This window comes from Sapientia aquatica (assembly GCF_004358105.1).
Classification (GTDB): domain Bacteria; phylum Pseudomonadota; class Gammaproteobacteria; order Burkholderiales; family Burkholderiaceae_D; genus Solimicrobium; species Solimicrobium aquaticum.
Map to the genome: position 1 here is coordinate 65,953 of NZ_SMYL01000008.1, position 15,218 is coordinate 81,170.

Here is a 15,218-nt window from a genome sequence, read left to right on the forward strand (position 1 = left end):
AGACCCATCACTTAGCTTTGCAAGCATCGTCGACCCTGATCTCACCTTGCGGCAATTTGATCAGACTGCCACCGCTGCAAATAAACGGTTCTAACTTATTGGTCGGGTTATCCATTAACAATTGCTGCGCTAACGGAACCGGTTTGGTCGTATCAACCGGAAGCTGAGTGGCCTCCGATTCGGAGACAACAACTGCTGCGACTGATGGATTAGCAGTCATCAATTCAGTCACCTCCTGAGCAACATCCGGCGCATAACCATGAGCTTCGGCTTGGGCGATAGTGCTGTTGGTGGTGTTGCCGCCGGTGGTGTTACCGCCACCGGTGCCGTTGCCAGTTGCGTTGCCGCCACCGCTTGTTCCGTTACCGGAAGTATTCCCCCCATTTGTGCCGTTAGCGCTTGTATTGCCGCCGCTGGTCCCGTTGCTGGACGAGTTGCTACCGTTCGTGCCATTACTGGACGTGTTGCCGCCGCTGGTTCCGTTGCTGGATGTATTTCCACCGTTCGTTCCGTTGCCGGAGGCGTTACTACCGTTTGTGCCATTACCAGAAGTGTTCGTACCGCTAGTTCCGTTGCCGGTTGCGTTGCCGCCACCGCTTGTTCCGTTACCAGAAGTATTTCCCCCACTTGTGCCATTGCCGGACGTGTTTGCTCCGCCGCTGCCATTGCTGGATGTGTTTCCACCGCCGGATGCGTTGCCTGAAGCATTGCTACCATTCGTGCCATTACCGGAAGTGTTTCCGCCGCTGGTCCCGTTACCAGTTGAGTTGCCGCCAGCGCTTGTTCCATTACTCGAGGTATTTCCACCGCTCGTTCCGTTGCCGGTTGCGTTACTACCGTTAGCTCCGTTTCCAGAAGTATTTCCGCCGCTTGTGCCGTTTCCGGACGTGTTACCGCCACTTGTTCCATTACCCGAGGTATTTACGCCACTGGTTCCGTTGCTGGATGTATTTCCACCGCCGGTTACGTTGCCACCACTTGCTCCATTACCCGAGGTATTCCCGCCACTGGTCCCGTTGCTGGATGAGTTGCTACCGTTCGTGCCATTACTGGAAGTATTGCCGCCACTGAATCCGTTGCTGGATGTATTTCCACCGCTCGTTCCGTTGCTTGAGGTGTTTCCGCCGCTGGTGCCGTTGCCTGAAGCGTTGCTACCATTCGCGCCATTACCGGAAGTGTTTCCGCTGCTGGTTCCGTTGCCGGATGCGTTACTACTGTTTGTGCCATTTCCAGAAGTGTTTCCACCGCTAGTTCCGTTGCCAGTTGCGTTACTACCGTTAGCTCCGTTTCCAGAAGTATTTCCGCCGCTTGTGCCGTTTCCGGACGTGTTACCGCCACTTGTTCCATTACCCGAGGTATTTACGCCACTGGTTCCGTTGCTGGATGTATTTCCACCGCTCGTTCCGTTGCCGGAGGCGTTGCTACCAGTCGTGCCATTACCGGAAGTGTTTCCGCCGCTGGTTCCGTTGCCCGAGCTATTTCCACCGCCGGTTGCGTTACCGGATGAGTTGCCACCACTTGTTCCATTACCCGAGATATTCCCTCCACTGGTCCCGTTGCTGGATGTATTTCCACCGCTCGTTCCATTTCCCGAGGTATTTCCGCCACCAGTTCCATTTCCAGAAGTGTTTCCACCGTTCGTTCCGTTGCCGGTTGCGTTGCTACCGTTCGTGCCATTACTGGACGTGTTGCCACCACTGGTTCCGTTACCAGAAGTATTTCCTCCACTTGTGCCATTGCCGGACGTGTTTCCGCTGCTGGTGCCGTTACCGGATGAGTTACTACCGTTCGTACCATTACCGGAAGTGTTTCCGCCACTGGTGCTGTTGCCAGTTGAGTTGCCGCCACCGCTTGCTCCGCTACCAGAAGTATTTCCCCCACTTGTGCCATTACCGGACGTATTTCCTCCGCTTGTTCCATTACTCGAGGTATTTCCACCGCTGGTGCCGTTGCCTGAAGCGTTGCTACCATTAGTGCCATTACCGGAAGTGTTTCCGCCGCTAGTTCCGTTACTCGATGTGTTTCCGCCGCTAGTTCCGTTTCCGGACGTGTTACCACCACTTGTTCCGTTGCCGGTTGCGTTGCTACCGTTCGTGCCATTACTTGAGGTATTGCCGCCGCCAGACGCGTTACTACCGTTTGTGCCATTACTGGATGTGTTGCTACCACTGGTTCCGTTACCAGAAATATTTCCCCCACTTGTGCCATTGCCGGACGTGTTTCCTCCGCTTGTTCCATTACTCGAGGTATTTCCACCGCTCGTTCCATTGCCGGAGGCGTTACTACCGTTCGTGCCATTTCCAGAAGTGTTTCCGCCGCTGGTTCCGTTGCCCGAGCTATTTCCACCGCCGGATGAGTTGCCACTACTTGTTCCATTACCCGAGATATTCCCTCCACTGGTCCCGTTGCTGGAGGAGTTTCCACCGCTCGTTCCGTTGCTCGAGGTGTTTCCACTGCCTGTGCCATTACCGGAAGTGTTTCCGCTGCTGGTGCCGTTAGCGGATGAGTTACTACCGTTCGTACCATTACTGGAAGTGTTTCCGCCATTGGTGCTGTTGCCAGTTGAGTTGCCGCCACCGCTTGTTCCGTTACCAGAAGTATTTCCTCCGCTTGTTCCATTACCCGAGGTATTTCCGCCACTGGTCCCGTTGCTGGACGAGTTACTACCGTTCGAACCATTACTGGACGTGTTGCCGCCATTGGTTCCGTTGCTCGATGTATTTCCACCGTTCGTTCCGTTGCCGGAGGCGTTACTACCGTTCGTGCCATTTCCAGAAGTGTTTCCGCCACTGGTCCCGTTGTTGGACGGGGTTCCACCGCTCGTTCCGTTGCTCGAGTTAGTTCCGCCGCTGGTGCTGTTGCCGGATGTATTACCGTTATCCGTTCCATTCCCAGTGGTATTACCGCCCGTTGTATTCCCACCGCTGGTGCCATTAGCAGATGTATTTCCGCCACTTGTTCCATTCCCGGAAGTGTTTCCACCACTTGTACCATTGCCGGAGGTATTGCTACCGTTCGTTCCGTTGCCCGAAGTATTTCCTCCATTTGTACCATTAGCGCTTGTGTTGCCTCCGTTCGTTCCATTGCCCGAGGTATTACCTCCACTGGTCCCGTTGCTGGACGAGTTGCTACCGTTCGTGCCATTACTGGACGTGTTGCCACCGTTCGTTCCGTTGCTCGAAGTATTTCCGCCGCTGGTGCCGTTGCCGGATGAGTTACTGCCGTTCGTACCGTTACTGGACGTGTTGCCATCGTTCGTTCCGTTGCTCGAGGTATTTCCGCCGCTGGTGCCGTTGCCGGATGAGTTACTGCCGTTCGTACCGTTACCGGAAGTGTTTCCGCCACTGGTGCCATTGCTGGATGTGTTTCCACTGCTGGTTCCGTTGGCGGATGCGTTGCTGCCGTTTGTGCCATTCCCAGAAGTGCTTCCACCGCTTGTTCCATTACCCGAGGTATTTCCGCTGCTAGTTCCGTTGCCAGAAGCGTTGCTGCCGTTGGTACCGTTGCCGCCGCTCGTTCCATTGCCGGATGTGTTTCCGCCGCTGGTTCCGTTACCGGATGTGTTTCCGCCGCTGGTTCCGTTGCCAGAAGCGTTACTGCCGTTGGTACCGTTGCCAGTTGAATTACTGCCGTTCGTCCCATTTCCAGTTACGTTACCGGAGGTGTTTCCGCCGCTGGTGCCGTTGCCGGATGAGTTGCTACCGTTAGTGCCATTGCCGGATGTATTGCCGTTATCCGTTCCATTCCCGGTGGTATTACTGCCCGTTGTATTCCCGCCGCTCGTGCCGTTAGCAGATGTATTTCCGCCACTTGTTCCATTGCCGGATGTGTTTCCACCGCTCGTTCCGTTACCCGAGTTAGTTCCGCCGCTGGTGCCATTGCCGGATGTATTGCCGTTATCCGTTCCATTCCCGGTGGTATTACCGCCCGTTGTATTCCCGCCGCTCGTTCCGTTACCCGAAGTATTTCCACCGCTAGTGCCATTGCCGGAGGCATTGCTACCGTTTGTGCCATTTCCAGACGTGTTTCCGCCATTGGTGCCATTCGCTGTCGCATTCGGGAATGGAATTGGTGCGACGGGTGTGACGGTGCCCTGCACATTGCCGGTGACATTGCCGCTGCTGGCCAAGGTTGCGCCGTTAAGATTTACTGTGCCTGCTGAGACATTGCCCGCGTTGTACAGGGTTGGTGCGTTGAGTGACAGGTTGCTGCTGGCAGTGGTGTTGCCATAGAGGTTGATGGCATTGGTTGCTGCTAGCGAGACGTTGGCTGCGTTAATGGTCGCGTTTGGCGCTTGTGTGATGTTAGCGCCAGATAGTGCTAAGTTGTTTGGCACGGTGATCGTATTGGCGATTGTTATGTTGCCGGTGCTCGCCACGGGTAAATTCTTGGCCACAATATTACCCAGCACGACGTCGCCTGAGCCTGCGAAATTGGCGGTGTTAGCCAGAATCGTGCCGCCGCTTTGATTCACTTGTGCACCCGCACTCCAAATGGTGGCGTTCGCGGTGCCGACGCTGATATTGCCTTGAATATTAATGACGTTGGCGCCGCTAGGAGTGGTGTTACCGCCGTTAATGTTGAGGTTGGAATTGTCACTAGAACTGAGATTACTCAAGACACTAATCGCTGCGCCATTCAAGCTGGCAGTTTGCACTGAGCCGTTTAAGTTTAAGCCGCCAGTGTAGGTCAAATTGCTGCCCGCGTTGGACACATTGATACCGACGCCAGATTGAGAATTACCCGTCACCGTGACGCCATTAGTCAGATTAACCGCGCCCCCGACGAAGCCCACGCCGCTACCCGCGTTGGAGTTACCGGTGAGATTATTAAACGCATTGATGGTGGTGTTTCCGCTGGCAAAGCTCACGCCGCTGCCTGCGCCTGAACTATTACCGGTAATCGTTCCGCTGATCGAAGGCGAGTTACTGGCTGAAAATTGCACGCCACTTCCCGCACCCGAGACGTTATTGCTGGAGCCGCTGACATTGCCGACGATATTTTGGCTACTGGCGCCATTGGAATTAAACACCACGCCACTACCGGAATCGGACACACCGACAATCTGGCTGGTGACCGTATTGTTCCCGCCAGAAAACAACACGCCGCTGCCGCTGCCATTGCTAGTGCCGTTGATGCTTGGTGCAGACAGGGTATTATTTCCAGCGGCAAAATCAATCGCATTACCGGACGTCGCTTGTGCGTTCACCGAATTGGCGGCGATGGTATTTCCGCCCGCGAGCTGTAACCCATCTCCGCCAACGGCGCTTCCATTGAGTGCTAAGGTGCCATTATTGTTAAAGGTTGAATTAGCGATAACCGTGCCGTTGCTATTACCGGTGCTCGCGCCGCCACCAATCGAAAAATTACCGCCGGATTGGTTGTTACGAATTAAGGTGCCGTTGATTAGCGATGAACCAGCAGTGCCGTTGATCGTATTGCCTAATAAATTTAACGTCCCATTTTGCGCATTGGTCGCATTGGTATTACTCAATTGCAGGCCAACGCTGGTGGTTGAATTGCCGATGACATTCATCACGCCGTTGCGCGCATTGGTCAAGTTGGTATAGGCCGTGAGCACGCCAGTTCCATTACCCGAAATACCGAGAATCGTCACGTTGCCGGATACGTTGACGTTCGAGCCAGAAGTAATCAACACGCCCGAACTATTTTGCGAAATACCTTCAATTAATAAGGTGCCGTTCGAAGCCGTTAGATTCATGCCCCCCGACATGGTGTAGCCGACTTGCACGCGCGACGATCCAATCAAGGCCAGGCTGCCATTGACTGAAATATTATTCATATCGCGATTTAAATGCAGGCCAACACCGATGTCAGAACTACCGATCAAGGAAATGTTATTACCTTGCGAGAAATTCGGCACCACGTTCAAATAGGTACCAAAATTCGTAATCGATGTTCCGTTGATGACATAGGCACCGCCACCGGTGGTGATATTAGGTAAGTAGGTGTTGTAGTACACCCCAAAGCCAGAACCATTGGAACTACCTGCAATGGTCACGTTGCCACCGACGCCCTTGGTACTGGCTGTATTAATACTGATATTACCGACTGGATTCAAACCATTGGCATTGGTGCTGGCATTGACCGCATTACCGCTCAAATAGGCATTACCGCCGCTGGTTTTAATGGTCAACGGATTGAGCAAGGTGATGCCGTTTTGATTGCCGGAATTACCAATAATCGAGACATTACCGCCCAGGGTAGTAATGTTGACCACGTTGGAAATATTGACCCCAGAAGCACTTCCGTTTCCGGTTAGCGAGAAATTGCCAGTCGATAGCGCGGTAAATGCGTTAGTAATATTGACCCCAGTTGCGCCGCCACCAGCAATCGCAATATTGTTGGCCGAATTTAACTGGGCCAAGCCATAAATCCAAATACCGTAATAGCTGCTGCTGTTGCCCAATAAAGAAATATTACTGGCTGAAATCGTAATCGGGCCAGAACTCCAAATACCGATATCACTAGTCCCAGTTCCGTTAATCGAAACGTTACCGCCAGCCATCGTTACATTGCTGAATTCAACGCCAGCCTGACCGGTGCCGAACAAGCTAATATTGTTGGGCGCATTAATTATTTCCGTGTTACCGGTTAAGCAAACGCCTTTAATATTATTTGCGCTATTAATTCCAGAGATTGTTACGTTGCCACCACTGGTCAAATTAAGATTACCGCCCACAAAAGTGCCGTAATAATTGGATCCAGTGGCATTAATCCCAATACCATTGGCCGCAGCAATGTTGAGGTTATTGACCGCGTTAAAGCCGGTATAACCCGACGCACTGATGTTGACATTTCCCGCGCCAGCGATGTTGTTATACGTTCCGTACAAATCGATACCGGTTGAGCCCGTTGTAGTGCCCTGTATCGTGACATTTCCGCCCGTGCTGGTGATATTTAAGCTCGGCGCGATCAAGGTTTGTAATGGTAACGTGATGCACGGTTGAGGCGCACTTAAATAAATACCGCGTCCGCTAGTTCCATTACCGATCAAGGTCACGTTGTTACCAGAAATATTAAGATAAGCCCCGTTATTGGCCTTAATCCCATCTATCCCGCTACCGTTGACGGTGGCATTATTGAACGCGGACAACACTGTCGAGCCCGCATCAAAATATACCCCTTGTGCCGCACTGGTACTGGAATTACCTAAAACTCGGATGTCTTGTCCAGCACTAATATTGAGCAATGGAACATTGGTATAAATTCCATCACCGCCAGACGAATTACCGCGCAGTCTTACGCTACCCTGAGCAGACGTAATATTGATCGCAGCCCCGGTAATGCATAATCCGTTGGCGCTACCAACACCCACACCAACCATGGAAATATTCCCGCCACCAAGAATGTTGGCACTCGACTGTTCTGCCAAGACAAAGCCGTAGCCATTACCAACCCCGCGCCCAGATAGACTGGTATTGCCAGCGCCATTGGAGCTCAATTGGTAACCAATATAGAGACCATTACCGTTCGCACCAGTGCCATTACCGATCACCGTAATATCGGCTCCCGCATTCAACATGGTGGCAAGCGGATTAAGATAGACGCCGGTGTTGGTTCCGTTACCCGTAACACTAATCGCACCGTTGGCGGCAGAAATATTGACCGAACCACCACTTAAATTCACGCCGAAACCAGCACTAACGGTAGTTCCAGCCACCGTCACATTACCCGCGGTGGCCACATTGAATTTGCCACCAACGAAGGTCCCATTACCGCTCGTGCCAGCCCCACTAATGGCGACATTGTTCCCGCCAGCCAGAATCAAATTATCTTGCGCACTGACGCCACTGGTGCCACTGGCATTGATCGTAATATTGGTTGCACCCGTTATATTGTTAAAGGTACCGTACAGATCTACACCAGTCGAGCCAGTAGTATTACCCACCACGAGTACGTCGCCACCAGTGCTGGTAATATTCAAACTTGGTGCAGCGGAAGGTTGACCAGGAATGGTGACGCAAATCAGCGGGGTCGTTAAATACACACCACGTCCACTCGTTCCGTTACCCACCACGCTCACATTGTTGGCCGAAATATTGAGATAGTCGCCGGTCGCTTTAATACCATCTAAACCAGTGCCAAACAGCGACGCATTATTGCTTGCAGTTAGTAACGTGGTGGCGCCATCAAACAAGACGCCTTGCGCACCGTTAATGGTGCTGTTGCCCGAGACATTTAAATTCTGCCCAGCCGAGATATTGAGTAAGGCGACATTCGAATAAAATCCCACACCTGACGACGAGTTACCGGACAACGTGATATTACCGACTGTGGATTCAATATTGACGGTTCCACCGGTAATACATAAGCCATTAGCGCCACCAAGGCCAACACCGCCAATAACAATATCGCCTATGCCGAGAATATTGGTACTGGCATGCTCTGCCAAATCAAAGCCAAATCCATTGCCGGTTCCATTGCCTGCTAACACGGTGGTGCCGCCAGCAGCCGAACTTAAGTTATAGCCAATATAGAGACCATTGGCATTGGTTTTATTACCGATACCGATACCCACCGCACTAATATTGGTGCCAGCATCCAAAATGGTCACGACCGAATTCATCGACACAGCAGTCGAGGTACCGTTACCAAACAAACTCACATTTCCAGCGGTCGCCGAGATATTGACGGTGCTACCAATAAAATCAATACCGTCACCGCCGCTGACCGTACTGCCATTTAACGTCGCGTTGCCTGCTGACGAAACATTGATTGTTCCACCAATGTAGATACCATAGCTAGTCGAACCCGCGCCATTAACGGCCATATTGTTGCTGTTGGAAACGACCACATTATTGGTCGCATACACACCATTGATACCTGAGCCATTTAGCGTGACATTGATGGCTCCGGTAATGTTGTTATAGGCCCCGTATAGATCGATGCCAGACGAGCCGGTGGCATTGCCGATGACGACAACATCGCCACCATCGCTGCTGATGTTTAGGCTAGGTCCATTTAAGAAAATACCGCGGCCATTGGTACCATTACCAACTACGGTGACATTATTGCCTGAGATATTTAAATAAGACCCAGTGGCTTTAATTCCATCGATACCACTGCCAAATAGCGATACGTTATTAATTGCAAGGATCACCGTAGCAGGGTTATCAAATAGAACGCCTTGCGATGAATTGGAGCTGGTATTACCGGCCAAACTCAAATTTTGACCCGCGCTCACATCGAGTACAGCAGCATTGGTATAAATTCCGTTGGCCGTGGAAGAATTCCCGGTCAATACGACGTTGCCCTGGGTCGATGAAATACTGATCGTCGGCCCAGTAATGCACAGCCCATTGCTATTACCGTACCCCGTTCCAATCAACGCAACATCGCCAACGCTAAGAATATTGGCATTTCCATTTTGCGCTAATGTAAAACCATAACCATTACCGGTGCCGATACCTTGCAACGTCGTGGTTCCAATCGCAAACGAACTAATGTTATAACCGATGTACAAGCCGTTACTGCTGGCCCCCGCCCCTCGACCCATCACGCTAACGTTATTACCGGCGCTAAATAAGGTCGCTAATGGATTGAAGTATGCGCCTGTAATCGTCCCACTTCCTGCGACATTGATATCGCCTTTGTTGGCAATAAAATTAACATCGTTCCCAATCAAATTTAAACCGTATCCACCACTAACCGCGCTGGCGTTCAACGATATATTTCCAGCAGTCGATACATTGAATGTGTAGCCCACAAAAGTCCCGTTTCCGAAACTGCCTTGGGTAGTAAGAGCTACGTTGTTATTAGCCGAGATGCTCAGATTATTGGTCACAACCAAACCATTCAAACCGGAGGCGTTGAGCGTTACGTTGTTAGCGCCCGAGATAGTGTTATACCGTCCGAACAGATCAATCCCTGATGCGCCAGTAGCATTGCCGATCACGGTCACATCACCGCCCAAGCTGGTCAAACTCAGATTGGTCGGGGTTAAAAAAATCCCTCGTTCACTCGTGCCATTGCCCACCACCGTAATATTGTTGCCAGAAATATTGAGATAGGTGCCTGTGGTCTTGATACCGTTCTGTCCAGAACCATTGAACTGTGCATTATTGCCCGCTGCGATCAGAGTCGCGTTGGTATCAAATAGCACTCCTTGCACACCATTGTTGAGCGACGTACCGGAGACGCAACTATTTTGTCCAGCCGAGATATTGAACAAGGCTACATTGGTATAAATACCGTTAGCCGAATTAGAACTACCGGTAATGGTCACATTGCCTTTTGTCGAACTAACATTGACCCCGCCCGCCTGCACGGTAATCGAAGTACCGTTCGGGTAAGTGAAGATCGCACTGCCGGTAACGTTTAGTCCATTGCCGCTACCGCCACCACTGCTAAGACCAACCACACGGACATCATTGGTGCCAGTAATCGTGCTATTTTGCTGTCCCGCCATTTGCACACCGTAGCCACTACCAATACCAATTCCTTGAAGCCTGGTCGCATTGCCCGCATTGGATCCCAGATTACCGAGATACAGTCCATTTCCATTGCCACCGCTTGCTAATCCCGCCACAGTAATATTGTTACCGGCATTCAGACTGGTATTGCCCGGATTGATATAGATAGCAGTCGATAATCCAGTACCAGTAATGCTCACATCGCCATTGGTGGCCGTGATGTTGGCAAATTTACCTTGAAGATTTACGCCGATGGAATCTGTTCCTGAGTTAGCAACCCAAGATACATTTCCGCCAGCGACGACACTAGTTTGTCCATCGGCATTTATGCCAAATCCAGTCGACGCCAAGCCACCAATAAATAGGTTATTGCCATCCGATGCAGTTAGATTATTCGTGACCGTAAATCCACTCACACCAGAAGCATTAATCGTTGTATTGCCTGCGGCACTGATGGTGTTATTAGCACCGTATAAATCGATACCGCCTGCCTCTGTGGCATTACCTAGCAGGACGATATCACCGCCAGAGCTGCTTAAATTTAAATTGGAAGTACTCGCAAAAATACCGCGCCCAGAGGTCCCATTACCAATGACTGTAATGTTATTACCCGAGATATTTAGGTTGCTTCCAGTCGCTTTGATACCATCAATACCTGTTCCATATAAGGTCACATTGTTGGTCGCCGCGAGCGCACTGACGCCACCGGCGAAAACCAAACCTTGCACGGTATTGGTACTGGAGTTAGCGCTTAAATTGATGTTTTGTGCGGCACTGATATTAAGTAGCACAGCATTGGTACTAATCCCATTACCAGAGCTTGAATTTCCAGTGATGGTGACATTACCTTTGGTTGAATTAATCACCACCGAATTACCCGTGATGCACACAGCATTGCTCGAACCGGGTGCCACGCCCGCAATCGTAATATCGCCGATACCCGAAATGACGCTGCTGGTTTGACCAGGCATTTGCAGCCCATAGCCGTTGCCTGTTCCATTGCCTTGAAATGTCGTACTACCAGCGGCATTGGATGAAAGGTTATAGCCCATGTATAAGCCATTACCATTTGTACCGGTTGCCACGCCGAGTACGTTGACGTTTTGCCCGGTGTTGAAACTAATGTAGTACGGATTAATAAATCCGCCGCTGCCGGCGCCGACACCTGAAATACTAATGTTGCCGGCGGTAGCGGTAATATTGAGCGCATTACCGGTTACGCATAATCCAGTAGCGATGGCGGCGGTTCCTTGCAGGCTTACATTGCCAGTTGTCGAGCTAAGATTAAACACGCCACCGGTGATGCACAAACCGTTGCTATTGCCAAAACTGCCGCCGCTGATTGCAATATTTCCTGCGCTGGCAATGCCGGTATAAGTTGGCCCGACAAGTTCCAATCCATAACCATTGGCCGAGCCCTGCAAAGTAGTCATGACGCCAGAATTTGATTGCAGATTGCCGATCAAAACCCCGTTGGCTGCGCTACCTATGCCAGTTCCGAGGACTGAAATATTGTTGCCAGCATTGATATAGGCATTGCTTGGATTAATCAAAACGCCGTTGGTCGTGCCGTTACCTACCACACTGACATTTCCGCGGGTGGCGTTCAATACAGATTTGGCGCCCAGCAATTCAACCCCATAAGCACCACTTGCGGTGGTCGCGCTTAAGGTCACATTGCCGATTGTCGTGAAGTTACTCGATCCACCAACATAAATAGCATTACCCGTCGTTGCCACGCCGGTGATGGTAATGTTGTTGGCAGCCGAACTCGCCAAGCTATTGACAACATTAATCCCGCTGGTACCAGAACCGGTCACAACGATGTTGTTAGCCGCTGCGATCGCATTACTGGCGCCGTTTAAGTCGATGCCGGGTGACGCCGTGGAGTAACCAGTGACCACGACATCGCCAGTGGTTCCATTCATAACCAAACTTGGTCCGCTCAAATAAATCCCACGTCCTAAGGTGCCATTTCCAAGGACATTGACTGAACCGCCCGTGATGTTGAGGAAGCTACCGGTATCTTTAATTCCATCCAATCCGGTCCCGTAAATCACCACATTATTATTAGCCAAAAACGCAGTAGCCCCGCCATCGAACGAAATACCTTGATTAGCGTTGCTGCTTGAATTGCCCGATACATTAATATTTTTGCCGGCGCTCACGTTCAAGGCGAGCGCATTGGTATAAATTCCACTCGCTGCCGTGGCATTACCGGTGAGGGTCACATTGCCTGAGCTGGAAGCGATGTTGACGCCACTGCCAGTAATACACAGCGCATTGCTGTTGGCAGGACTAACACCAACAATGGTGATATTGCCGGCGCCCAAAATATTAGTGCTAGTTTGTCCCGCCAATTGAACGCCATAGCCACTGCCTGTTCCAGTACCTTGCAGATTGGTTACCCCACCAGCGGTCGAATTGAAGTTATAACCAATGTAGACGCCATTGGTATTGGAACCATTGCCATTTCCAGCGATGTTGATATTCTGTCCCGCGCTAAGATTGGTCAGCAGCGGATTAATATACAACCCCGCAACCGTGCCGTTGCCGGAGATAGTGACGTTACCGCCGGTCGCCGTAATATTGAGCGCGTTACTGTTGACCGATACCCCAGTGCTGTAATTAGCAATTGCTGTCCAAGTCACGTTACCGGCGGCCGATAAGTTGGTCGAACCGCTCGGTGCGCTTATCCCGATACCACCACTGCTGGCGTTACCGATCACGTTAATATCGTTGAGGGAAGAGATATTCAGATTTTGGCCAGACGCGCTGGCAAAGCTCACACCACTGCCGGTGTCGGAGCTGCCCGTCAAATTGATAAAGCCAGCGTTAATGGTGGTATTCGATCCTGCAAAAACAATTCCGCTCGCCCCACCGACGCCGCTGCCGATTAAATTAACATTACCGCCATTCAAACTAATATTGTTACCACCACCAACGGTAATGGTTCCGTTGTAGGCCGTTGCCGTCAAATTTAATGCCCCCGACTTAGAACTGATATTGACGTTAGGTTGAATAGTTATCGCCGCATCCGCAAACAACATCAATGTTGCGCTAGTTCCTGTGGTCTTATAAATCGACGCGTTGACATTCAAATTACCGGTATCCGTACCGGGACTAGCCGTCGTTACGGTGACGTCTGTGCCGCTATTGAGCGTCGTTTGGATTGACGTATTAGGAACCCGTCCGCTACTACCTTGGCTGTTAAACAGACCGCCGGTCTGCGTGGCATTGACCAAAATAGTCGTGCTATCAATGGTCATATTGGTTGGATCAATCATCCACAAACCAGCCTTGCCACCATTGGCGCTTGGCGCATTCACCGCGCCTTGCATGGTCAACGTATGCCCAGACGTTTCGACTGTCCCGCCATTGCCGCTGACCAAGGCAGCCGCGTTAAAGCTACTGCTGGAATCAACGACAACTGCTTGGGCATAGCTAATATTTTGTTTAGGCAGAACTCCCAAGGTGTCGCCGCCGACCACCACATGCCCGCCGCCACTTGCCCCGCTGGCGTTGATATTGGTGCCGTTGACGATGCCGATGTATTGACCCTGCACAATCGCATTACCGCCAATCCCAGTCGTACCCGAAACATCGACGCTGGCATTGGCTAACATCACCGCGCCATTAATGCCGCCGTCGATATTAACTACGCCACCTTTAGCCGAAACAAGGCCAGAAACATTGAGCACCGAATCGAGCACATCGCTGTTGCCGCGCGCGCTCAGCAATGCCACGCCGCCGTCCGCTTTAATCGTGCCAGAATTGTCCACCAACGCTTTAGCACTAGGCTTATCAATGACGATATTAACGACCTGCCCATTGGATAACGCCAAGGTAGCGGAGTCGCCCGCACCCAGAATCACCCGCCCGCCGTTGGCTTGAATTGTTCCCGCATTAGCGACGCTGTCAGACAACAGAACCACATAGCCATTATCGGCTTTGATATTGCCGTAATTGAGTACGCGGCCTGTCGTGCCGCTACCGATAAATTGGTAATTTCCGGCCAAGAAATTGGTATCGCTAATCGATTTTGTGGTGGCTAATAAGCCGCCCACATCCACATACGAGCCGCGTCCAAATACCACGCCGTTGGGATTCACAATCAACACGCGCCCATTGGCACTCAAACTACCGTCGATCACCGTAGCGCTGGAACCGAGAACCCGATTCAACGTTGCTGCATTAGCGTTCGGTTGCACAAACTGCACGCTCGCACCTGCGCCGATTCCAAACGATTGCCAATTCAAAATCGCGTTTTGCGAACTTTGATTGATGATCATGCTATTGGTCGTCGGTGTGCTAATGGTGGCGCTGCCTGCAGCGACGGTTGCACCGCTGGGCAATACTGAAACCGGTTGCCCCGCGTTGGCAATATCTTGGGTCGCAAAGGCCAAGGTCAGCGCAACGCAAAAACTTCGTAGCGCAACGGCTGCGCTTTGCTTACCGGGGTCGTTATTGCCGACACTGGCTAACGCTTCGGACGCCGCCGACAAGCCCGCACTTCCTTGACCAAGTGCATCCGACGCACCGCTGGCACCTCCTGCCCCACTAGCGCCGCTGCCTTTGCCTTGAGACATCACGGTCTCAGCAACAGCTACTAACATTCCAAGTCGTTTACTAAAAATAAGGCGAGGTAAATTCGAGTTCATAATGTTCTACTTCAAAATAGAAGATCTTTATATCGGCCGATACTGCTGAGCTAGTTCGTGAAAATGGTCTAAGCCCTTGCAAAAATCAGCGTGGACGGAAAATCAGTTAGCCATGTCAAAT

At 51.4% G+C, this 15,218-nt stretch carries 1 protein-coding gene; it reads right to left on the reverse strand.

Annotation, left to right across the window (positions count from 1 at the left end):
* Nucleotides 1-7 precede the first annotated feature (7 nt).
* The gene (locus tag E2I14_RS14325) at nucleotides 8-15,097 is read right to left on the reverse strand and encodes an ESPR-type extended signal peptide-containing protein (protein WP_227544746.1); all 15,090 of its coding nucleotides are present in this window, start codon (nucleotides 15,095-15,097) and stop codon (nucleotides 8-10) included.
* Between the last annotated feature and the right edge of the window lie 121 nt (nucleotides 15,098-15,218).